General features: G+C 68.6%; 20 protein-coding genes. 8 read left to right on the plus strand and 12 right to left on the minus strand.

All coding sequences use genetic code 11. From position 1 onward, the window contains the following. Positions 1-3 precede the first annotated feature (3 nt). Positions 4-912: a LysR family transcriptional regulator gene (locus tag BLQ28_RS30170; protein WP_093247022.1), complete on the minus strand. Its 909-nt coding sequence runs from the start codon at positions 910-912 to the stop codon at positions 4-6. A gap of 99 nt (positions 913-1,011) precedes the next feature. Between BLQ28_RS30170 and BLQ28_RS30175 the strand changes: the two genes are divergently transcribed. Together BLQ28_RS30175 and BLQ28_RS30180 are read left to right on the plus strand one after the other, a co-directional pair. Continuing rightward, positions 1,012-2,247 carry a flavin-dependent oxidoreductase gene (locus BLQ28_RS30175; protein ID WP_093247023.1) on the plus strand — a complete coding sequence of 412 codons (1,236 nt, stop codon included), beginning with the start codon at positions 1,012-1,014 and terminating at the stop codon, positions 2,245-2,247. Positions 2,248-2,292: 45 nt separating this feature from the next. Next, on the plus strand, positions 2,293-3,255 hold the full coding sequence (locus tag BLQ28_RS30180; RefSeq protein WP_093247024.1) for a Bug family tripartite tricarboxylate transporter substrate binding protein: 963 nt from the start codon (positions 2,293-2,295) through the stop codon (positions 3,253-3,255). Between the two features lie 139 nt (positions 3,256-3,394). Here the strand turns inward: BLQ28_RS30180 and BLQ28_RS30185 are convergent, their stop codons facing one another. The 10 genes from BLQ28_RS30185 to BLQ28_RS30235 form a co-directional block, all read right to left on the minus strand. Then, entirely contained in the window at positions 3,395-4,150 is a 756-nt protein-coding gene (locus tag BLQ28_RS30185; protein WP_176801274.1) for a GntR family transcriptional regulator, read from the minus strand. 29 nt (positions 4,151-4,179) lie between these two features. Further along, entirely contained in the window at positions 4,180-4,860 is a 681-nt protein-coding gene (locus BLQ28_RS30190) for a cysteine hydrolase family protein (protein ID WP_176801275.1), read from the minus strand. Between the two features lie 271 nt (positions 4,861-5,131). After that, positions 5,132-6,733: an ABC transporter ATP-binding protein gene (locus BLQ28_RS30200; protein WP_093247027.1), complete on the minus strand. Its 1,602-nt coding sequence runs from the start codon at positions 6,731-6,733 to the stop codon at positions 5,132-5,134. Positions 6,734-6,741: 8 nt separating this feature from the next. Continuing rightward, positions 6,742-7,470 (minus strand): biuret amidohydrolase, encoded by a 729-nt coding sequence (locus BLQ28_RS30205; protein ID WP_093247028.1) that lies wholly within the window; start codon positions 7,468-7,470, stop codon positions 6,742-6,744. Between the two features lie 26 nt (positions 7,471-7,496). Further along, positions 7,497-8,420 (minus strand): ABC transporter permease, encoded by a 924-nt coding sequence (locus BLQ28_RS30210; protein WP_093247029.1) that lies wholly within the window; start codon positions 8,418-8,420, stop codon positions 7,497-7,499. Positions 8,421-8,493: 73 nt separating this feature from the next. After that, on the minus strand, positions 8,494-9,555 hold the full coding sequence (locus tag BLQ28_RS30215) for an ABC transporter permease (RefSeq protein WP_093247030.1): 1,062 nt from the start codon (positions 9,553-9,555) through the stop codon (positions 8,494-8,496). Between the two features lie 16 nt (positions 9,556-9,571). Continuing rightward, on the minus strand, positions 9,572-10,690 hold the full coding sequence (locus BLQ28_RS30220; RefSeq protein WP_093247031.1) for a BMP family ABC transporter substrate-binding protein: 1,119 nt from the start codon (positions 10,688-10,690) through the stop codon (positions 9,572-9,574). 55 nt (positions 10,691-10,745) lie between these two features. Next, positions 10,746-11,126, minus strand: coding sequence for an oxalurate catabolism protein HpxZ (hpxZ, locus tag BLQ28_RS30225; protein WP_093247032.1), 381 nt, complete (start codon positions 11,124-11,126; stop codon positions 10,746-10,748). After that, positions 11,123-12,847: an allophanate hydrolase gene (gene atzF, locus BLQ28_RS30230; RefSeq protein ID WP_093247033.1), complete on the minus strand. Its 1,725-nt coding sequence runs from the start codon at positions 12,845-12,847 to the stop codon at positions 11,123-11,125. The genes hpxZ and atzF overlap by 4 nt, the downstream gene beginning before the upstream one ends. A 220-nt stretch (positions 12,848-13,067) precedes the next feature. After that, positions 13,068-13,931, minus strand: a complete 864-nt coding sequence (locus BLQ28_RS30235; RefSeq protein ID WP_093247034.1) for a M48 family metallopeptidase — start codon at positions 13,929-13,931, stop codon at positions 13,068-13,070. 57 nt (positions 13,932-13,988) lie between these two features. On the opposite strand from BLQ28_RS30235, the gene BLQ28_RS30240 reads away from it, so the two are divergent. From BLQ28_RS30240 to BLQ28_RS30265, 6 genes are all read left to right on the plus strand, one after another. Beyond that, positions 13,989-15,374: an AmpG family muropeptide MFS transporter gene (locus BLQ28_RS30240; protein ID WP_093247035.1), complete on the plus strand. Its 1,386-nt coding sequence runs from the start codon at positions 13,989-13,991 to the stop codon at positions 15,372-15,374. 120 nt (positions 15,375-15,494) lie between these two features. Then, positions 15,495-16,703, plus strand: coding sequence for a beta-ketoacyl-[acyl-carrier-protein] synthase family protein (locus BLQ28_RS30245; RefSeq protein WP_176801276.1), 1,209 nt, complete (start codon positions 15,495-15,497; stop codon positions 16,701-16,703). After that, positions 16,700-17,542 (plus strand): beta-ketoacyl synthase chain length factor, encoded by an 843-nt coding sequence (locus BLQ28_RS30250; RefSeq protein WP_093247036.1) that lies wholly within the window; start codon positions 16,700-16,702, stop codon positions 17,540-17,542. Before BLQ28_RS30245 ends, BLQ28_RS30250 begins: the two co-directional genes overlap by 4 nt. A 186-nt stretch (positions 17,543-17,728) precedes the next feature. Next, positions 17,729-18,451, plus strand: a complete 723-nt coding sequence (locus tag BLQ28_RS30255) for a response regulator transcription factor (protein ID WP_093247037.1) — start codon at positions 17,729-17,731, stop codon at positions 18,449-18,451. Positions 18,452-18,461: 10 nt separating this feature from the next. Beyond that, positions 18,462-19,658, plus strand: a complete 1,197-nt coding sequence (locus BLQ28_RS30260) for an ATP-binding protein (RefSeq protein WP_093247038.1) — start codon at positions 18,462-18,464, stop codon at positions 19,656-19,658. A 91-nt stretch (positions 19,659-19,749) separates the two neighbouring features. Beyond that, positions 19,750-21,006, plus strand: a complete 1,257-nt coding sequence (locus BLQ28_RS30265) for an O-antigen ligase family protein (protein ID WP_093247039.1) — start codon at positions 19,750-19,752, stop codon at positions 21,004-21,006. Between the two features lie 90 nt (positions 21,007-21,096). Here the strand turns inward: BLQ28_RS30265 and BLQ28_RS30270 are convergent, their stop codons facing one another. After that, positions 21,097-21,306 carry a zinc-finger domain-containing protein gene (locus BLQ28_RS30270; RefSeq protein WP_093247040.1) on the minus strand — a complete coding sequence of 70 codons (210 nt, stop codon included), beginning with the start codon at positions 21,304-21,306 and terminating at the stop codon, positions 21,097-21,099.

A 21,306-nucleotide genomic window follows, 5' to 3' on the forward strand; every position in this document is an offset into this window, starting at 1 on the left:
CCGCTACCGAGAGAGCGCGGGCAGCGCCTTCACCAGTGTGGCGGTGAAGGCCTGCATGGCTTCGGTCTCTTGCGTGCCGCGCTTGGTGATGCGGTAGAAGTCGAGCCCGACCTTCGGCTGGGTCAGCACGTCGGTGCGCACGCGATGGCGGCGGCAGGCCGCGAGCGCGAAGGTCGGCATCACGGCGGTGCCGAAGCCGGCCTCCACCATCGAGATCAGCGTGCCGAAGAAATTGAACGCGGGCCGCTGCGCGTCGGCCAGGCCGATGGTGGACAGATGCTGGTCGATCACCTTCTGGATCGGGTTGCCCGGTGGCAGTCCGATGAGCCCGGCACCGCGCAATGCCGACCAGGGTGCGGTGCGCACGGCGGGCGGCTCATCGGCACCGCCCGGCAAGGGCGCCACGCGCATCAGGTGAAAGCGCCCGACCGGCGTGCGGTCGAGCCCCGCCGCGGCCTTGAAGAAAAAGCCCAGGCCCATGTCCGCATCGCCGGCGGTCACCATCGCGCCGACGTCGTGCAGGTCGGCATCGAACAGGCGCAGGCTCACCTGCGGATGGGCCTGCCGGAAAGTGGTGAACACCTGCGGCAGCAGGTGCGACGACACCAGCGGCGTGGCGGCGATGCGCAAGGTCTGGCGCGCCTCGTCGCCCTCGGCGCCGAGCTGCGCGGCCACGTCGTCGAGGTCGGTGACCAGGCGCTCCACCACCGGCAGCAGCCGCCGCCCGGCCGGCGTGAGGCTCACCACGCGCGTGGTGCGGTCGAACAGCCGGCAGCCCAGCTGCTTTTCCATTTCGCGGATCAGGATGCTCAGCCCCGCCTGCGTGATGTGCGCCTGCTCGGCCGCGCGCGTGAAGTTGCCGATGCGCGCCACATGCAGAAAGGCGCGCATCTGGCGGGTCGAGAGGTTCATAAGGATTCATGATAAATCCATATCACATCTAAATTTCCCAAATGGCTTGCTCGCGTTCCTAATGCGCCTCCGGGATACACCGCAACACCACGAACGACCATGAACGAAGTCATCATCCTGGGCGCCGGCATCGGCGGCCTGACCCTGGCACTGAGCCTGCACCAGGCCGGCATTCCCTGCCGCGTGTACGAGGCCGTGCCCGAGCTCAAGCCATTGGGCGTGGGCGTGAACCTGCTGCCGCACGCGGTGCGCGAGCTGACCGAGCTGGGTCTGCTGCCGCAGCTCGACGCGGTGGGCGTTCGCACCAAGGAATCGATCTTCTTCACCGAGCACGGCCAGCTGATCTTTCGCGAAGCGGCGGGCGAGCATGCGGGTTACGACTGGCCCCAGTTCTCGATCCATCGCGGGGACCTGCAGACCGTGTTGTACGAAGAGACGCTCAGGCGCCTGGGCCCTGACAGCGTGGTCTGCAACAGCCGCTGCACCGGCGTGACGCAAGACGCCGAAGGCGTGACCGTGCATTTCGCGAACGCACCCTCGGTGCGCGGCGCGGTCGCGGTCGGCTGCGACGGCATCCACTCGGCGCTGCGCAAGCAGCTCTATCCGAACGAAGGCGCACCGCGCTACTCGGGCGTGAACATGTGGCGTGGCACCGCGCGCTGGAAGCCGTTCCTGTCGGGCGCGAGCATGGTGCGCGCGGGCTGGCTGTCGGTCGGCAAGATGGTGATCTACCCGATCCGCAACGACATCGATGCCGAGGGCCACCAGCTCGTGAACTGGGTGGCCGAGATCCATGCGCCGCAGCCCGCGATGCGCGACTGGAGCCGCGCCGGCCGCCTCGAAGATTTCATGCCCGCCTTTGCCGACTGGCATTTCGACTGGCTCGACGTGCCGGCGCTGATCCTCGCCTCGGACACCATCCTCGAGTACCCCATGGTCGACCAGGACCCACTGCCGCGCTGGACGCACGGACGCCTCACGCTGCTCGGCGATGCCGCGCACCCGATGGTGCCGCGCGGCTCCAACGGCGCGGGCCAGGCCATCATCGACGCGCGCTTCCTGTCGGGCGCACTCAAGGACCTGGGCGTGGGCACCGCCGCGCTCGAAGACTACGACCGCGTGCGCGTGAAGGCGACCACCGACGTCGTGCTGACCAACCGCAGCAACCCGCCCGACGCGATCCTGCGCGAAGTGTTCGAGCGCTCGGGCGGCCAGCGCTTCGAGCAGATCGAAGATGTCGTGACCACGGCCGAGCTGCAGGCCATCTCGGACAACTACAAGCGCGTGGCCGGCTACGACCCGGTGGCGCTGAAGGCGCGCGCCTCGTACCTCTGAGCGCCGGCCCCCTACCCACAAGAAAGACAACGGAGACCCCCACCCATGCGACTGTTCACCCGCACCCTTGCCGCCCTGCTCGTTTCGGCCACCGCCATGGCCGCCCACGCCTGGCCCGACCAGCCGATCACGCTGGTGGTGCCCTACACGCCCGGCACCGGCATCGACCTCGTCGCGCGCCAGCTCTCGGCCCGCCTGCCGGCCCTGCTGGGCCAGCCAGTGATCGTGGACAACGTGGCCGGCGCCAGCGGCAACATCGGCAGCGAGAAAGTGGCCCGCGCCAAGCCCGACGGCTACACGCTGATGGTGCAGGTCAACACGCTGGTCATGAACCGCAGCCTCTACAAGTCGCTGAGCTACGACCCGGTGAACGATTTCACGCCGGTGTCGCTCACGTCCTGGGGCACGCTGCTGCTGGTGACGAACCCGAACGTGCAGAAGGCCAGTACGGTGGCGCAGTTGGTGAGCGCGGCCAAGGCCCACCCCGGCAAGCTGACCTATGCCACGCCGGGCGTCGGCACACCGCATCACCTGTCGATGGCGCTCTTCATGCAGGGCACCGGCACCGAGATGCTGCACGTGCCGTACAAGGGCACGGCTGGCGCGGTGACCGACCTGCTGGGCGGGCGCATCGACACCATGTTCCTGCCCGTGCACGTGGCGCTGCAGCACATCCAGGTCGGCAAGCTCAAGGCCATTGCCACCGGCAGCAGCAAACGCCTGTCGCAACTGCCCGATGTGCCCACGCTGGCCGAGACCGGCGTGACCGCCGACAACGTGGACATGTGGTACGGCGTGCTCGCACCCAAGGGCACGCCGCCCGAGGTGGTGGCGCGGCTCAACAAGGAGATCGCGGCGGTGCTGAAGCAGCCCGACGTGGCGAAGTCGTTCGAGTCGCAGGGCATGGTGCCGGCGAGTTCGACGCCGGCGGAGTTCGGGGCGCTCATCAAGAAGGATGCGGATCGGTGGGCTGGGGTGGTGAAGCGCGGGAACATCACCGCCGACTGAGTTGCGATCTTTCTCCCTCCCCTTCTGGGGGAGGGTTGGGGTGGGGGCACGACGGCCTTTGCAAAGGCTGTGCAGTGGCCAACGCCGAGAGCCCCCATCCCAGCCTTCCCCCAGAGGGGGAAGGAGCAATACCCGCGGCTCAGCGTGGCCCGAGGGTCTTCCCCGCGTGCCGCGCCAGATGCACCTGGTGCAGCGTGATCTTGCGCACCTCCGCCTGGCTGGTCTCGATGTGCGCGCGCAGCAGCATCGCGGCCTGATCGCCACGGTTCGCGCGCACGGCCTTCAGGATCTTGCCGTGCTCCTCGTAGGTCGCGTCGATGCGGGGCTGCTGCGTGAAGTCGAGCCGGCGGATGATGCGGATGCGGTCCGTCACGTCGCCATGCACGCGCGCCATCTCGGCATTGCCGGCCGCGGCCACCAGCGTGCAATGAAAAGCCTCGTCCCATTGCGCGACCTGCGCGGTGTCGGCGCTGCGCTGCGCCACGGGCACGAGCCAGATGTCGGCCAGCGTCTCGATCAGGCCGCGGTCGATGTGGCGATCGGTTTCACACAGGCGGTGCACGGCGGTGGTCTCCAGCACCATGCGCAGGTCGTAGAGCTGCTCGAACTGGTCGAAGTCGAAAGGCAGCACGCGCCAGCCGCTGCGAAACAGCACTTCGACAAAGCCTTCCTGCTGCAGCCGGAACAGCGCCTGCCGCACCGGCGTGCGCGAGACGCCGAGCCGCTCGCTGATCTCGTTCTCGGTGAAGCGATCGCCCGGCACGAGGATGAAGTCGGCCACGTCGCGCTTGAGCTGCGCATAGACCTCGTCGGCCCGCGTGCGAAAGACGGCCGCGTCGACGGCAGTGACGACAGCGGGAGCAGGTGAAACGGGACGGGGTCGGACGGTAGACACGTGGGGAATGGTAGTCGCTGGCGCCCGCGTCATGCCGCGTGGTTCAGCAGCGCCGCGAGCAGCGCGGCGCTGGGCGCCGTCCAGCCGACGATGGCGCCCTGGGCACGCACCATGTCGAGCGTCGCGGCCTTGAAGGCCGGAAAGTAGCTCTCGGTGCAGTCTTCGAGCAGCAGGCAGTCGTAACCCCGGTCGTTGGCTTCGCGCATCGAAGTCTGCACGCAGACCTCGGTGGTGACGCCGCCGAACAGCAGGTGGGTAATGCCGCGTTGCTGCAGCAGTTCGTGCAGCCCAGTGGCATAGAAGGCGCCCTTGCCCGGCTTGTCGATGACGATCTCTCCGTCGATGGGTGCAAGCGCCTCGATGATCTGGTTGCCGGGCTCCCCTGCCACGAGGATGCGCCCCATCGGCCCCTCATCGCCGATGCGCAGCGCGGGTTTGCCACGGTTGCGCTTGGCCGGCGGGCAGTCGGACAGGTCGGCGGCGTGGGCCTCCCGGGTATGAACCACAAGGCCACCCGCCGCCCTCCAGGCCTGCAGGACTTTCCGCGTCGCCGGCACGATCGCCTGAAGCAACGAGACGTCGTTGCCCAGCGTCTCGCCAAAGCCACCGGGCTCCATGAAGTCACGCTGCATGTCGATGAGGACCAACGCCGTGCTCGCGAGTTCGAACCCGTAAGGAAAAGGTGCTGCCGCTTCTATGCCTATGCGCATCGTCGTCCTCCCTTATGTGCAGAGCCGTGAACGCACAGAGGGCAAACACGCCCCCTCGAAGCCCGGCAGGCGGTGCGGTGCCGGCGTCCCCTCTGGGCCACCGAGGAGCGCAGCGTTTCGCGGATCAGGGCTCGCAGCTGTTTGAGCGAAGCGAGTTCTGCGAGACCCCGCGAAGCGCGAGCACCGCAGGGAAGCCGCGAAGCGGCCGGCACAGCGGGGATGCCGGCGCCGCGCCGCCTGCCGGGCGGCCTCGCAACAAGCAACAGAGCACTCATGCAGCAGCCTCCACAGAAGGCCCAGAAGGCCCAGAATGCCCACCCCCCATGTGCGCCCCGATCACATGCCGTTCGGCCCCCGCAGCAGAAGTCTCGAACACCACGCGCCCTTCGCTCATCACGACAATGCGATCGGCCAGCTCCAGCAGTTCGTCAAGGTCTTCACTGATCAGCAGAACCGCCCCGCCCTTCTCGCGCACCTGCACGATGCGCGAGTGAATCTCCGCCACCGCCGCGAAGTCGAGGCCGAACACCGGATTGGCCGCGATCAGCACGTTGATGTCGCCCGCCAGCTCGCGCGCCAGCACCGCGCGCTGCACGTTGCCGCCCGACAGGCTGCGAATGGGTGCGCCCTCGCCCTGCGTCTTGACGCCATACGCCGCGATCCACTCGCGCGCCCGGCTGCGCCAGAGCGGAAAATTGAGCACGCCGCCGCGCGACAATGGCGGCCTGTCGAAATCGCGCAGCGCCATGTTGTCCGACACGCTCAGATCGCCCACGCATGCGTTGCGCAAAGGCTCCTCGGGCAGGCTGCGGACCTTGAGGCGGCGGTTCTCCGCACGCCGTGCGTTGTAGGGCTGCCCCATCACCGTCACGCGGCCCGCGAGCCGTGGCCGCTGCCCGACCAGCGCCTCGACCAGCTCGCGCTGGCCGTTACCGGAAACACCGGCCACGCCGAGGATCTCGCCCGCACGCACCGACAGGCTCAGGTCATGCAGCGCCAGCGTGCCCCGGTCGCCCTGCGCCTCGAGCCCTTCCACCTTCAGCGCGACAGGCGCGCTCGCGTCCACCGGCCTCCTGGCCACGGGCGCCGAAGCCACCGCGCCCTCGCCACCCATCATGGCCTGCGCAAGCTGCGACGGGCTCGTGCCCACCACGCGGCAGTGATGCACGGCCTTGCCACGCCGCAACACCGTCACGCTGTCGGCATACGCCATCACCTCGCGAAACTTGTGCGTGATGATGAGCACCGTGCATCGGCCGCTGCGCGCAATGGCGCGCACATGGCCCAGCACTTCGTCGGCCTCCTGCGGTGTCAACACCGACGTCGGTTCGTCGAGGATCAACAGGCGCGGCTGCAGATACAACTGTTTGAGCAGTTCGAGCTTCTGCTTCTCGCCCGCCGCCAACTCCGAAGGCCGCGCATCGAGGTCGAGGCTGAAGGGCGTGGTCGCAAGAAAGTCTTCCAGCTCGGCGCGCTTTTTCTTCCAGTCGATCAGCGCGGGCGTCTTGCCGCCAGCCAGCAACAGGTTCTCGGCCACCGTCATGCCGGGTGCCAGCGTGAAGTGCTGGTACACCATGCCGATGCCCAGGGCGCGCGCCACGATCGGGTTGGCGATGTCCTGCTCGCGGCCGTCGATCAGGATGCTGCCCTCTTCCGCGCGCTGGAAGCCCGCCACGCACTTCACCAGCGTGCTCTTGCCCGCGCCGTTCTCGCCGAGCAGCGCGTGCACCGAGCCGGGCTCGACGCGCATCGTCACACGGTCCATCGCGGTGAAGCTGCCGAAGCGCTTGGTCAGCTCGTAGGTGTCGAGCGCGAGTGCGCCGGTGCCGGCCGGGAGGCCACCGATGGGTTGCGCGGAAAGAGCAGCGGCCATGCGGTGCCTCAGGCCGTCGCCGCTTCGGGCGCAAGCGTGGCCAGCAGCGCCTGCGATGTGGTGTGCGCACCGAACACACCGCCCTGCATCGTGATCATCTTCAACGCCGCCAGATGGTTGCCATGGTCGGTGGCCGCCGTGCAGTCGGACAGCAGCAGGCATTCGAAGCCGCGGTCGTTGGCGTCGCGCATCGTCGTGTGCACGCACACGTCGGTCGTGATGCCGGCAAGGATCAGGTTGTCAATGCCACGCGTGCGCAGGATCAGCTCAAGGTCAGTCGCATAGAACGACCCCTTGCCCGGCTTGTCGATCACTACTTCGCCGGGCAGCGGTGCAAGCTCGGGAATCAGCTCCCAGCCCGGCTCGCCGCGCACCAGGATACGGCCGCAGGGCCCGTCGTCGCCGATGCCCACGCCGTTCGCGCCGATCTGCCGCGAGCGCCAGCGCTTGTTGGCCGGCAGGTCGGCCAGGTCGGGCCGGTGGCCTTCGCGCGTGTGAATGATGTGAAAGCCCAGCGGCCGCAGCGCCGCGAGCGTGCGCGCGATGGGCTTGATGGGCGCCTGCACCAGCGACAGGTCGTAGCCCATCACGTCGACATACCCGCCCTTGCCGCAGAAGTCGGTCTGCATGTCGATCACGATCAACGCGGTGTTGTCGGGCCGCAGCGCGCCGTTGTAGGGCCAGGCATAGGGCTCGGCGACGACGTGGCGTTCGGTGGTGTGGGCGATGGTGGTCATGGCTTGGGTTCGGCCTGCGCGGGCACTCAGTTTTTTGTCGATGAAAGTTCGCCGGGGCTGCCGATGGCGACGCTGCCCGGCTTGCAGGTGAACACCAGGATCACCAGCGTGAGCACATAAGGCACGGTGTTGAACAGGTGGTAGCCCCAGCCGACGCCGATGGACTGCAGCGCCGGCCCGATGGCGCCCGCACCGCCGAAGAGAAACGCCGCGCCCACGCAGCGCAGCGGGCTCCAGCGCGCGAAGATCACGAGCGCCACGGCGATCAGGCCCTGTCCGCTGGAGATGCCTTCGTTCCAGCTGCCCGGATAGAACAGCGTCAGCGACGCACCGCCAAGCCCCGCGATGAAGCCGCCCGCGGTGGTGGCCGCGATGCGCAGGCCCGAGACCGAGTAGCCGAGCGCGCGTGTCGCCTGCGCCGAATCGCCCGCCATGCGCACCAGCAGGCCGGCACGCGTGCGCGCAAAGCCCCACCAGAGCAGCACCGCCAGCGCCACGCCGATGGGCACCAGCGCGTTGAGCTGCAGCGCCGAGCGCACCACCGTGTTGTCGCTCCAGAAGCCCAGCGGGATCGCAGGAATCTGCGGCGCCTGCGGCTGGATCAACGGCTTGCCCAGGTAGAAGGCGAGCCCAGTGCCCAGCAGCATCAGCGCGATGCCGGTGGCCACGTCGTTCACGCGGTCGAGCGAACACAGCAGGCCATGCAGCAGCGCCAGCGCCGCGCCCGCCGTGGCGCCGATCAGCACACCGAGCCAGGCCGAATCGGTGAGGTACGCGCCGCCGAACGCGGCCATGGCCGACAGCACCAGCACGCCTTCGAGCCCGAGGTTGATGCGGCCCGACTTCTCGGTGAGGCACTCGCCCAGGCTCACGAACAGGAAAGGCGCGCCCACGCGCAATGCGCCGCCGACGATGCCGGCGACCAGGGCGATCCATTGGTCGGCCGTCACTCGGAACCTTCCGCGCAGCAGTGGTCTGGCTCCCTCTCCCAGAGGGAGAGGGGACAAGACAAGGGACACCTCCTCATGTGTAGCTCCTTGCCTCGGGCAGCATGCGGTCGCCCACGGTCTTCCAGTTGACCGTGCGCAGCCCTTCGCTCGCCAGGATCAGCACGAAGGCAATGCCCTGCAGCACCAGCACCGACGCATCGGGCAACCCGAGCCGTCGCTGCAGCAGGCTGCCGGCCGCGCCGAAGCCGCCGAACAGGATCGCCACCGGCACGATGGCCACCGGGTTGTGCCGCGCGATGAACGACACGAGGATGCCCGCATAGCCGTATCCCGCGATCAGCGAGGCGTTGGCGTTGGTGTGCACCGCCGCCACCTCGACCGCGCCCGCGAGCCCCGCACACGCGCCGCCGAGCCCGCATGCGGTGAGGATGAGCCGCGTGGCCGGCAGGCCCACGAGCTGCGCGGTGCGCGGATTGCCGCCAACCACGCGCACCGAAAAACCCGAAGCGGTCGCGCGCAGCCACCAGTCGAGCCCCAAGCAGGCCACGACGCCGATCACCAGGCCCCAATGCACGTCGGAACCTCCGATGCCGCCGATCAGCATGCCGTCGTTCAGTGCGTGGGTCGACGGCTTGTTGAGGCTCGCCGGATCTCGCAACGGCCCTTCGACCAGGTGCTTGAAGATGCCGATGGCGATGTAGGCCAGCAGCAGGCTGCTGATGGTTTCGTTGATGCCGCGGTACTGGCGCAGCCAGCCCGCGAGCATGATCCACAGCCCGCCGACGACCGCACCCGCGATGCACACCACCATCGTGCCGACGATGTTGCCGGGCAGCGGCACCGCCTGCGCGAGCGCCGCGCAGGCCAGCCCGCCCAGCACCAGCGCGCCTTCGCCGCCGATGACGATCAACCCGGCGCGCGCGGGCAGCGCCACGCACAGCGCAGTGAGCATCAAGGGTGCCGCGCGCTGCAGCGTGTTCTGCCACGAGAACCAGTCGCCGAACGCGCCCTTGAACAGCGTCGTCCAGACCTCCACCGGATCGACACCGGCAAAGGCCACCAGCAGGCCGAACAGCAGCAGTGCCGCCGCGATGGCGAACACCGGCAGGGCGAATTCCTTGAGCGCGTGGCGCATGACGGGGCTCCGCGGATCAGGCCTGACCGATGACGCCTTCGACGAGGTAGTTCATCTTCTCCAGCTCCAGATCGGTCTGCTTGAGCACCTTGCCGGCCGGCACCACCACGGCGCCCTTGTTGTCCTTGATGCCGTCCTTGAAGATGTCGAAAGTGCCCGCGATCATCTTTGCCTTGATGTCGTCGGCCTGCTTCTTCGCGGCGTCCGTCACCATCGGGCCGTAGGCGGACATCTTCACGTAGCCTTCTTTCAGGCCACCGCGCAGGAAGTTGGGGTGCGGCTTGCCAGTTTGCGCAGCCTCGATGGCGGCCTTGTAGGCGGTGAGCCAGTTCCACTCGGCACCCGTGAGGTACGCGTTGGGCGCGAGCTTGGCCTGGCTCGCGTGGTAGCCGCAGACCATCTTGCCGCGCTTGGCTGCTGTCTCGACCACCACCTTGGGGCCATCGACGTGCATGGTGAACACGTCGCAGCCCTGATCGGCCAGGCTGTTGGTGGCTTCGGCCTCCTTCACGGCCATCGACCAGTCGCCAGTGAAGATCACGCTGCAGGTGATGTTCGGCTTGACCGAGCGCGCACCGAGTGTGAAGGCGTTGATGTTGCGCAGCACCTGCGGAATGGGCTTGGCGGCGACGAAGGCGATCTTGTTGCTCTTCGTCATGTGCGCGGCGATCACGCCGTTGAGAAACTGGCACTCGTCGATGTAGCCGAAGAAGCTGCCGACGTTCTTCGGGTGCTTGCCTTCGGTCCACAGGCCGCCGCAGTGCGAGAAGCGCACGTCGGGGTACTTGGGCGCGACCGCGAGGATGTGCGGATCGAAGTAGCCGAACGAGGTGGGAAAGAGCAGCTTGGCGCCGTCCTGCGAGATCATGCCGGCCATGGTCTTCTGCACGGCGGCGGTCTCGGGCACGTTCTCTTCTTCGACCACCTTGATGCCGGGCAGCTTCTTGATTTCGGCGGCGGCCATGGCGTGCGCCTGGTTGTAGCCGTAGTCGTCGCGCGCGCCGACGTAGATCACGCCGACGGTGAGCGGCTTGGCCTGCGCGCCGGCCAGGGTGCTCCAGCCCCCGAGCGCACCGACGGCGCCCAGCGCGGCCAGGGACTTGAGGGAATCACGGCGATTGAGTTGGCTTGTCATGGCGTTCTTTCGAGGAGTGGAGGAAGGTGCAAAAAATGTGCCGCCGAATCCGGCGTCAGACCGGCAGGCTCACGTGGGCCGCGACCACGCGCCAGCCTTCGGCGGTGCGCAGCCAGGTCTGGCTCTGGCGGCCGATCTCGCGGCTGCCAGAGCGGCGGAACTCGACGTTGGCGGTCGCGAAGTCGCGGCCGTAGGTGGTGATGACAGTGCGCAGCAGTTCGCGCGGCGGGCTCTGCACGGGCAGCGAAGCGCGAAAGGCGCGGATGTCGGCGTGGCCGTAGTGGTTCTCGGAGAAGCCGTAGCGCAGCGTGTGCGGGCTGTTCCAGAACAGCTCGTCGAGCACCTCGCGTTGGTTGCCCACCAGTGCTTCTTCGTAGCGCGCGAACACGGCGCTCACTTCGGCGTGCACGTCGGGGATGTTGATCTCGGGTGTCATCGGCGCACCTCCTGCTGAAAGGTGTCGAGGCTCGCGATGTACGCGCGCCAGCCACCGTGGTGGGTCACGTCTTGCGCACCGGCCAGTGCATGGCCTTCGCAGATGAAGCCGTGCACCCAGCTGCCATCGGCCAGCTCGACGCTGCCGAGGCCGAGCGGTGGCGGGATCAATGCGAGGAAGCCGCCGATCTGGGCCTGCGGCACCGCCCACACTTCGAGTGCGATGGCCGCGCCGCCTTCGGCCACGCGCTGCAGGCCGGGCTTGGGTGGCGTGGTGCCGGGCAGTGCGTGGAGACGGTAGGACGGCGCGGTGGTCATGGCGCGCAGCAGCGTGGCACCGCGCTCGGTGAGCTGGCCGTTGAGCGGCATGCCCGAGAGGTGCGCCCCGACCACCGCGATGGGCAGCGTGTCGGCCGTCGCCGCGCGCAGCCCCGGCACCGCGCGCGGCGCGGGCAAGGGCTTGCCGGTTGCACCTTGCGCAAGACCGGTGGCGTGGTGGTAGCGCTGGCCCAGCTCGGCCAGTGCGAGGTCGCTGCCGCACGGGCCGATCAAGGTGATGCCGAAAGGCAGGCCGTCGGCGCGCAGGCTGCTCGGCACCGAGAGCGCGGCGTAGTCGAGCAGGTTGACGAAGTTGGTGTACGCGCCGAGGTTGCGGTTGAGCACCACCGGGTCGGCGCGCATCTGCTCGCGGCTGTAGTGCGTGGGCGCGGTGGGCACCAGCAGCACGTCGATGTCGCGCCACATCGGCTCGACCTGCTGCGCGATGGCGCGCAGGCGCGTTTGCGCGTCGAACACATCGGCGGCGGTGTAGTTGCGGCCGCTTGCGAGGATGCTGCGCACGGGCTCGATCACTTCACTCTCGTGCGCGTCGAAGAACCCGCGCACCGCGGCGTAGCGTTCGGCGACGAGTGCGCTTTCATAAAGCAGCGCGGCGGCCTCGGCCAGTGGCGCATAGGGAATGGTGACGGGTGTGCCGCCCAGCGCGATGAGCTTCGTCTTCGCATCGGCAAAAGCCTGTTCGGCGGCGCTGTCGCCGAAGAAGGCCAGCGTGTCGGGCACGCCGAAGCGGAAGTGCGCGGGCAGCGGCTGGCGGCGCAGGGGCACGTCGCGCGAGTACGGATCGCGCGCGTCGTGCCCGGCCGTGGCCAGCAGCACATCGACCGCCAGCGCCACGGTGCGCGCAAAGATCGACACGCAGTCCGCACTCTGCGCCGCGGGCACCACGCCGAAGGCGCTCAGCAGGCCGCGCGAGGGCTTGAGGCCGACGATGTTGTTGAGGCCGGCGGGCACGCGGCCGGAGCCGGCGGTGTCGGTGCCCAGGGCGAAGTCGACCTCTCCGGCGGCGACCACGCAGGCCGACCCGGAGCTGGAGCCACCCGAGACCAGGCTGGCATCGAAGGCGTTGGGCACTTCGCCATAAGGAGAGCGCGTGCCGTTGAGTCCGCAGGCGAACTGGTCGAGATTGGTCTTGCCGACGAGCGATGCACCGGCGTCGAGCAGGCGCTGCACCACGGCGGCGTGGGCATTGGGCAGGCGGTCGAAGGCCGAGCAAGCGGCAGTGGTCGGCACGCCGGCGACGTCGATGTTGTCCTTGACCGCGAAGCGCAGGCCGGCGAGCGGAAGGACCGCGCCAAGCCTTTCACCGGCGTGCGCGCCCACCAGGGGCGTCGCGAATTTCGCGATCCAGGCGGCGGCGGGCGATCCGTTTTCTACATGCACCATCTTTAGGCATCCAAACTTGTGTACAAGTCGAGATGCAAGCAATGTGCCAGCGGCGACCACAGGTCGCGCGGATCAGGAACAGTTGGGGGGATTTACTCCCTCTCCCCTCGGGGAGAAGGTTGGGGTGAGGGCGAAGTGCCGCCGATGAGGCACGGCGCCTGAATGAATGTCGCCGCCCTCACCCCCGCCCTCTCCCCAAAGGGAGAGGGAGTCAGACCGTTCAGCTCTTCTTCGCGTCGCGGTAGAGCTTCTCGACCTTCGGCAGGTTCGCCTCGAGCTTGGTGATACGGTCCGGCCCCGTCGGATGCGTCGACAGGAAGTTCAGCCCGCCCTGGTTCTTCGACGCCGCAGCCATCTTCTGCCAGAGCGTCACCGAAGCCTTCGGGTCGTAGCCCGCGCGCGCCGCGAGTTCGAGGCCCACGAGGTCGGCCTCGGTCTCGTCGCTGCGGCTGAACTTCAGCGTGATGAGCTGCGTGCCGGCGCGGGCCGCGATGTCGCCCACCTGGCCGAGCCCCAGCAGTTGCGCGCCGATCGACAGCGCCGCCCCCGTGCCCGCGCTCTTGGCCATGCGCGCGCGGGCATGCTCGCGCAGCGCGTGGGCCATTTCGTGGCCCATCACCATCGCGACCTCGTCGTCGCTCAGCTTGAGCTGCTCGAGGATGCCGGTAAAGAAGGCGATCTTGCCGCCGGGCATGCAGAAGGCGTTGATCTGCTTGCTGCCGATCAGGTTGACCTCCCATTTCCAGTCGCGCGCACGCGAGTTCCACGGCGTGGCAAAGGGAATGAGCCGCTGCGCGATGGCGCGCAGGCGCTGCAGCTGCGGGTTGTTGTCGCCCGCCAGGGCGCCCTTGGCGCGGGCCTGTTCGAGCAGCTCGGCGTACTGCTGCACGCCGGCCGCCTCGACCTTCTCGGCAGGCACGAGGTTGCGTGCCACCGAGGCACTGCCGACATTGACCTGCGCCAGCGCGGGCCCGGCCAGCACCGCGCCCGCGGCAGCCAGCAAGAAGGCCCTTCGCGGCTGCCAGGGCGAAGCCGCGGAAATGGAGGAGTCAATACGCAGAAGGCGTTCGCATCGTGTGCACATGGGCCGGATCATAGGAACAAATGAACGCAAAAGGCCGGCCGATGTCCCCGTGCACTCATGGACAATCCGGGGCTCATGTCCGCCTCGCCTGTCGAAACCCCCACCGCCCCTTCCCCGCCCTGGCGTGACGCCCTGAAGGTCTACCTCGAGCCCGCCACGCTGCGCATGCTGGCGCTGGGCTTCTCGGCCGGGCTGCCGCTGCTGCTGGTGCTGGGCACGCTGAGCTTTCGCCTGCGCGAAGCCGGCATCGACCGCACCACCATCGGCTACCTGAGCTGGGTCGGGCTGGCCTATGGCTTCAAGTGGGTCTGGGCGCCGCTGGTCGACCGGCTGCCGCTGCCGCCGCTGACCACGCTGCTGGGGCGGCGACGCGGCTGGCTGCTGCTGGCGCAGTGCATGGTCATCGCGGGCCTGATCGGCATGGCGCTGAACGACCCACGGCTCGGACTCACGCCATTGATCTGGTGCGCGCTGCTGGTGGCCTTCGGTTCGGCCACGCAAGACATCGCGCTGGACGCCTTCCGCATCGAATCGGCCGAGGCGCGCAAGCAGGCCGCACTCGCCGCCGCCTACCAGACCGGCTACCGGCTCGCGATGATCTGGGCCGGTGCGGGCGTGCTGTGGGTCGCGGCCTGGGCCGAGGTGGCGCCGGCCGCCGCCGTCACTGGCGCGGCCGCCTACCAGAACGGCGCCTGGAAAACAGCCTACCTGGTCATGGCCGCCTCGATGGCGGTCGGTGTGCTCACGGTGCTGCTGTCGCCCGAGCCGCTGCCGCGCGCGCTGCCCAAGCCAAAGAACGCCGCCGAATGGCTGCGCAGCGTGCTGATCGAGCCCTTTGCAGACTTCATCCGCCGCTACAGGTGGCAGGCGGTGCTGATCCTCTCGCTCATTGCCATCTACCGCATCAGCGACGTGGTGATGGGCATCATGGCCAACCCCTTCTACGTGGACATGGGCTTCACCAAGGACGAAGTGGCCACGGTCAGCAAGATCTACGGCGTGATCATGACGCTGGCCGGTGCCTTCGTCGGCGGCGTGTTGTCGATGCGGCTGGGCGTGATGCGCGTGCTGATGCTGGGCGCGGTGCTCAGCGCGGGCAGCAACCTGCTGTTTGCCTGGCTGGCCACGCGCGGGCACGACCTCACGGCGCTCATCGCGGTGGTCTCGGCCGACAACCTGGCCGGCGGCATTGCGTCGGCGGCCTTCATCGCTTACCTGTCGAGCCTGACGAACATCAGTTATTCGGCCACGCAGTACGCGCTGTTCAGCTCGCTGATGCTGCTGCTGCCGAAGTTCATCGCCGGCTATTCGGGCGCTTTTGTCGATGCCTACGGCTACAGCACCTTCTTCACCTCCACCGCGGTGCTGGGCCTGCCGGTGCTGGTGCTGGTGGCGCTGGCCTCCCGTCTGACGACCACCACAAGCCCTCCCGACCGTCAATAGGGCCATGGCCTTATAGGAATCGGCCGACGCGGCGCAGGCCCTGCAACTGGTAGGCTGTGCCGGTTTACATTCGTTTCTTCCCCTGCGTTCCCTGTTGCCTGCAGCCTTTCAAAGAAGATCGTGCCGTCCCGAATTTCTCCCCTTCAAATCAGCGCCTTCACGGCGACCTCTGCCGTCGGTGTCGGCAAGGAATCGCTGGCCGACGCGCTCGCGCAATCGCGCAGCGGCCTGCGCGCCAACGACTTCGGCGACGCACCGCTGCCCACCTGGATCGGCCGCGTGGACGGTCTTGAAGACATCCGCCTGCCCGAGGCGCTCATGCCCTGGGACTGCCGCAACAACCGGCTCGCGTGGCTGGGCCTGCATGCCGACGGCTTCATCGAGGCGGTGGCCGCCGCGCGCGAAAAGTACGGCGCCTCGCGCATCGCGCTGGTGCTGGGCACTTCGACCGCCAGCATCGGCGAAACCGAGCTGGCCTACACGCAGCTCGACGCCGAAGGCATGTTTGCGCCGAACCAGCGCCGCGCCGCCGTGCACACGCCCCATTCGCTGGCGATGTTCACCGCGCAGGTGCTGGGCCTCACCGGGCCGAGCGAGACGATCTCGACCGCCTGCTCGTCCAGCGCCAAGGTGTTCGCTTCGGCTGAACGGCTGATCCGCCTGGGCCTGGCCGACGCGGCCGTGGTCGGCGGCGCCGACACGCTGTGCGGCAGCGTGCTGTTCGGCTTCAACTCGCTCGAACTGGTGTCGAGCGAACCCTGCCGGCCTTTCGATGCCAGCCGCAAGGGCATCAGCCTGGGCGAGGCCGCCGGCTTCGCGCTGGTCGAGCGCGTGCAGAGCGGCGCCGACGCCGCGCCGATGCACCTGCTGGGCTACGGCGAAGCCAGCGACGCGCACCACATGTCGACGCCGCACCCCGAGGGCCTGGGCGCCGAACGCGCGCTCGACGAGGCGCTGGCGCGCGCGGGCTTGGCGCCCGAGGCCATCGACTACATCAACATGCACGGCACCGCGAGCCAGAAGAACGACGAGGTCGAAGGCGCGTTGGTGGCGCGCCGCTTCCCGGCCCGCACGCATGCCAGCTCGACCAAGGGCTTCATGGGCCACACGCTGGGCGCTGCCGGCATCGTCGAGGCCGTCATCAGCCTGCTGGCCATCGAGCGCGGCCTGATGCCGGGCACCGTCAACACGAGCACGCTGGACGAAGGGTTCGGTGCGCAGATCAAGCTGCAGCCCGCGCATGGCGAGGTGCGCTATGCCCTGTCCAACTCCTTCGGCTTCGGCGGCAACAACTGCTCGCTGGTGTTCGGCAAGGCGGAGGCCGCATGAGCACGACCACGACGCGCCCTGTGCCCCCCACCCTCTACATCGAAGGCCCGGCCTTCTGGACGCCCACGCTGCCCGGCTGGGACGCGGCGCGCGCGGCCTTCCGCGGCGAAGGCGCGCTGGCCGATCCGCCCGCCAAGCGGCCGTCGCCACAAGTGCTGGCACCGGCCGAGCGCCGCCGCGCGCCCGACACCGTGGCGCTGGCGCTCGAAGTGGCCGCCGCCGCGATGGTGGCCTCGGGCCGCAACGCGGCCGACGTGCCCTGCGTGTTCACGTCGGCACACGGCGACCTGTCGATCAACGACTACATGTGCGGCACGCTCGCGACCGATCCGAAGATGCTGTCGCCCACCAAGTTCCACAACTCGGTGCACAACGCGGCCGTGGGCTACTGGACCATCGGCACCGGCTGCATGGCGGCCAGCAATGCGGTCTCGGCCTACGAACACAGCTTTGCCTCCGGCCTGCTCGAAGCGGCGGTGCAGTGCGCGGCCGACCAGGAGCCGGTGCTGCTGGTGGGCTACGACACGCCCACCGTCGGCCCGCTGACCTCGGTGACCGACAGCCGCGGCCTGCTCGCGGTGGCGCTGGTGATCGCGCACGAGCGCACCGAGCGCACCGTGGCATCGCTCGACTGGTCGCTGGTCGGCACCGACGGCACCGGCACGCCGGCAGCGCCGCGCTCGGCGGCGGCACGCACGCTGGTCGGCATCAACCCGATGGCCGATGCGCTGGGCCTGTTCGAGGCGCTGGCGCAGGTCGAAGGCAGCGCGGGCGCGCCGATCGAACTGCCGCTGTCGGGCACGCTCGCACTGCGGCTGCAGTTGCAGCCCGTGGGCTGACGATGCGCGGGGGGTGGTCGGCGCGCTCCGTCACCCGCGCGTTGGTAGGTACTCGAAGACGAACATGGCGCCCGTGAATGCTGGGCAAGGCGCTATGCTTTTCGCAGCGCTTGCCGTTGACAGGCCGGTGCTGCGTTTACCCAACTTTACGGAGCGTTCAAGCCCGCTTGCTCCCCGTGGACGACCATGAAGCGCATGAGCACCCCCCAACTCCTGATGATCGAAGACGACGCCCGCCTGGCGCAGATGGTGGGCGAATACCTGACGCAGTCGGGCTTCGCCTTCAACCATGCCGGCGACGGCACCAGCGGGCTTGAGCAGCTGCAGCAGCACGCGCCCGACCTCGTGATCCTCGACCTGATGCTGCCCGACACCGACGGGCTCGAAGTCTGTCGCCGCATCCGTGCACTGCCCGGCCCCCTGTCCAAGGTGTCGGTGCTGATGCTCACGGCCAAAGGCGATCCGATGGACCGCATCATCGGCCTGGAGATCGGCGCCGACGACTACCTGCCCAAGCCCTTCGAGCCGCGCGAACTGCTGGCACGCATCCGCGCGGTGCTGCGCCGACGCAGCGAGACCGCCACCGAGGCGGAAGCCTCCACCGTGATGCGCTTCGGCACGCTGGAGATCGACCGCAATGCGCGCACCGTGTCGGTGGCCTCGGCGCTGGCCGATTTGACCTCCTACCAGTTCGACCTGCTGGTGGCCATGGCCGAGCGCGCGGGCCGCGTGCTCACGCGCGACCAGATCATGGAAGCCGTGCGCGGCCGCGAACTGGAAGCCTTCGACCGTTCGATCGACGTGCACATGGGCCGCATCCGCGCCGCCATCGAGGTCGACGCGAAGAACCCGAAGCGCATCCTCACGGTGCGCGGCGTGGGCTACGTGTTCGCCAAGCAGCAAGACTGAGCCGGCCCCGATGCTGCGCAGCCTCTACAACCGCCACCTCTATGTCCGCATCTGGCTCGCGGTGGTGGGCGGCGTGGTGATCCTCACGCTGATGGCCAACTGGATCGTGCGCGAGGCGGCGCAGGCCGAGCGCGAGCGGCTGGCGCCCGTGCCGCGCGACGTGGTCGTGCTCGATGCGCAAGACAAGCCCATCGGCACCGGCAAGGCGCTGCGCGTGCCGGGCCAGGGCCTGGAGTTCGACGTGACGCTCAGCGACGGCAAGGACATCACGCTGCGCGTGGCGCCGCGCGAGCGGCCCACTGGCGCGGCCGGCTTCGCGCCGTGGCGCACGCCCTTCGGGCTGGGCTGGATGATCGCGTTGGTGGGGGTGGCGGTGGCATTGGCCGTCTACCCGATCGTGCGGCGCATCACGCAGCGGTTGGAATCGCTGCAGCGCGGCGTGCAGCGATGGGGTGAAGGCGATCTCTCGGTGCGCGTGACCGAAGAAGGGCAGGACGAAGTGGCTGATCTCTCCAAACGATTCAACGCGTCGGCCGAGCGCATCGAACAGCTGGTGCGTTCGCACAAGTCGCTGCTGGCCAATGCATCGCATGAACTGCGCTCGCCGCTCACCCGCATCCGCATGGGCCTGGAGCTGATGGGCGAGCGCCCGAGCCCGGCCGCGCGCGACGAGATCTCGCGCAACATCGGCGAGCTCGACCAGCTGATCGACGAGATCCTGCTGGCCAGCCGGCTCGATGCCAGCGAGGCCGACATGGGCACCGTCGAGGCGGTCGACCTGACCGGGCTGGCCGCCGAGGAATGCGCGCAGGTGAACGCCGAGCTCGACCTTGCCGAAGGCACCGACAACGCCACGCTCACCGTGCCCGGCGTGTCGCGCCTTCTGCGCCGCGCGATCCGCAACCTGCTGGAAAACGCCCGCCGCTACGGCGCCGGCGAGATCGCCGTCGAGCTGGGCAACACCAACGGCTTTGCCACCGTGCGCGTCAACGACCGGGGGCCGGGCGTGCCGCCCGCGCTGCGCGAACGCATCTTCGAGCCCTTCTACCGCCTGCCCGGCGCCAGCGAGCGCAACGGCGGCGTCGGCCTGGGGCTGTCGCTGGTCAAGTCGATCGCCGAACGCCACGGCGGCTCGGTGCGCTGCGAAGACCGGCCGGGCGGCGGCGCGAGCTTCGTAATTCGCCTGCCGGTGGCTCGCGGCCACTGACACGACACCGAAGACACCAAAGAAAAGCACCCTGCGCCCGCACGGGTGCAGTCAGGTAGCGGCCACAGGCCGCACCTAAAATCCCGCCCCTATGCAGAGATCGCACATCGTTCGGCCCGCGGCCATGTTCTGGGGGCTGGTGGTGTTCCTGCCGGTCGGCGTCACCTACCTGTCGGCCATTCTTCTCCTGCTCACGATGATGCTGGCCGGCGACACGCGCGAGCGCATCGCACGGCTGCGCGCCAACCCGATGTGGTGGCCGGTGATGGCCTACCTGGCCTGGACCCTCATCGTGCTGGCCTTCGGGCAGCACTACCCCGAAACCGGCTCCAACCTGTTCCACGGCATACGCATCGGCCTCACGCTGCTGATGGCGATGGCGCTCACGCGCGAGGAAGCGATATGGGCGCTGCGCGGCTTCCTCCTGATCGCGGCGCTGAACATCCTCCTGATCGTTCTCTACTACGCCATCGGCTTTCCGATCTGGTCGCCGCTGCGCGCGGTGGTCATGGAAGTGGGCAACAAGTCGATCAGCAATGCGCTGCTGTTCAGCGTGGTGGCGTCCACCGCCGCCGTGTGGGGCATTGCGCAGATCGCCGCGCACAGGCCGCTGCGCGCCATTCCCGCCTTCGTGCTGATGCTCGGGCTGGGCCTGGTGGTGGCGCTGCCGCTGACCTCGCGCACCTCGGTGCTCGCGCTGCTGCTGGTGATTCCGGCGGTGTGCATCCACCAGTGGCGCAACCACCTGAAGATGCTGGTGGGCGCGCTGGTGCTGGGCACCGTGGTGCTCGGCGCCGGGCTGTACCAGCTGCCGCAGCTGCAGCACAAGGTCGAGACCGGCGTGCAGGAGATCGAAGAGGCGCAGTCCGGCGCCGTCTTCAAGGGCAGCTGGGTCATCCGCTACTACATGTACAAGGACACGAGCCTCATGATCGCCGATCGGCCCTTCACCGGCTGGGGCATCGGCGGCTGGACCGAGCAATGGCACAAGCGCGGCCCGAAGCTGTTCGCCGACTCGAACATGCCGCACAACGACTTCCTGTGGGTCGGCTCGCAGGGCGGCTTGCCGGCCTTGCTGAGCCTGCTGGTCATCATGGCCGGCGCCGTCTGGCAGGCATGGAAGCGGCCCGACATCGCGGGCCGCTACGCGCTGGCGGCCACGCTGATCGCACTGATCGCATCGAGCGTGAACTCGGCGCTGCGCGACGCGCAGATCGGCCTGGCGCTGCTGTGGATCTCGCAGGTCTACCTGCGGCTGGCCATGGAATCGAAAGACCCGGCGCCGTGGCGCGACCTGTGGCCGCGTGCCGGTTCCAGGGCCTTCGATCCGGCGGCACAACAGGCCTGAGAGGGCCTGAGAGAAATTGCAGGCACCCGGCATGGCCGCTTCGCGGGCCTGATCGCCGCGAAGCGCCCACCCGGGGCAAAGACCGTCAGGTCAGTGGCGCGCCGAAACCGCTTCGCCGGCCTTCAGCCGGTACACCGTGCCGCAGTACGGGCACTTGGCTTCACCGGTGCGCGCCACGTCGAGGTAGACCTTCGGGTGGCTGTTCCAGAGCTTCATGTCCGCCTTGGGGTTGGGGCAGAACACGCCGCCCTGGTGGTTGAGCTCCTTGGCCAGGAGTTCGACGGTTGCATTGGTAGACAT

Origin of the sequence: Variovorax sp. EL159, assembly GCF_900100965.1 — a bacterium.
Taxonomy (GTDB): Bacteria; Pseudomonadota; Gammaproteobacteria; order Burkholderiales; family Burkholderiaceae_C; genus Variovorax.

Coding starts and splice junctions, on each gene's coding strand:
- BLQ28_RS30170 (WP_093247022.1), bottom strand. CDS start 912: ATGAACCTCTCGACCCGCCAGATGCGCGCCTTTCTGCATGTGGCGCGC.
- BLQ28_RS30175 (WP_093247023.1), top strand. CDS start 1,012: ATGAACGAAGTCATCATCCTGGGCGCCGGCATCGGCGGCCTGACCCTG.
- BLQ28_RS30180 (WP_093247024.1), top strand. CDS start 2,293: ATGCGACTGTTCACCCGCACCCTTGCCGCCCTGCTCGTTTCGGCCACC.
- BLQ28_RS30190 (WP_176801275.1), bottom strand. CDS start 4,860: ATGCGCATAGGCATAGAAGCGGCAGCACCTTTTCCTTACGGGTTCGAA.
- BLQ28_RS30200 (WP_093247027.1), bottom strand. CDS start 6,733: ATGGCCGCTGCTCTTTCCGCGCAACCCATCGGTGGCCTCCCGGCCGGC.
- BLQ28_RS30205 (WP_093247028.1), bottom strand. CDS start 7,470: ATGACCACCATCGCCCACACCACCGAACGCCACGTCGTCGCCGAGCCC.
- BLQ28_RS30215 (WP_093247030.1), bottom strand. CDS start 9,555: ATGCGCCACGCGCTCAAGGAATTCGCCCTGCCGGTGTTCGCCATCGCG.
- BLQ28_RS30220 (WP_093247031.1), bottom strand. CDS start 10,690: ATGACAAGCCAACTCAATCGCCGTGATTCCCTCAAGTCCCTGGCCGCG.
- hpxZ (WP_093247032.1), bottom strand. CDS start 11,126: ATGACACCCGAGATCAACATCCCCGACGTGCACGCCGAAGTGAGCGCC.
- atzF (WP_093247033.1), bottom strand. CDS start 12,847: ATGGTGCATGTAGAAAACGGATCGCCCGCCGCCGCCTGGATCGCGAAA.
- BLQ28_RS30235 (WP_093247034.1), bottom strand. CDS start 13,931: ATGTGCACACGATGCGAACGCCTTCTGCGTATTGACTCCTCCATTTCC.
- BLQ28_RS30240 (WP_093247035.1), top strand. CDS start 13,989: ATGGACAATCCGGGGCTCATGTCCGCCTCGCCTGTCGAAACCCCCACC.
- BLQ28_RS30250 (WP_093247036.1), top strand. CDS start 16,700: ATGAGCACGACCACGACGCGCCCTGTGCCCCCCACCCTCTACATCGAA.
- BLQ28_RS30255 (WP_093247037.1), top strand. CDS start 17,729: ATGAAGCGCATGAGCACCCCCCAACTCCTGATGATCGAAGACGACGCC.
- BLQ28_RS30260 (WP_093247038.1), top strand. CDS start 18,462: ATGCTGCGCAGCCTCTACAACCGCCACCTCTATGTCCGCATCTGGCTC.
- BLQ28_RS30265 (WP_093247039.1), top strand. CDS start 19,750: ATGCAGAGATCGCACATCGTTCGGCCCGCGGCCATGTTCTGGGGGCTG.
- BLQ28_RS30270 (WP_093247040.1), bottom strand. CDS start 21,306: ATGTCTACCAATGCAACCGTCGAACTCCTGGCCAAGGAGCTCAACCAC.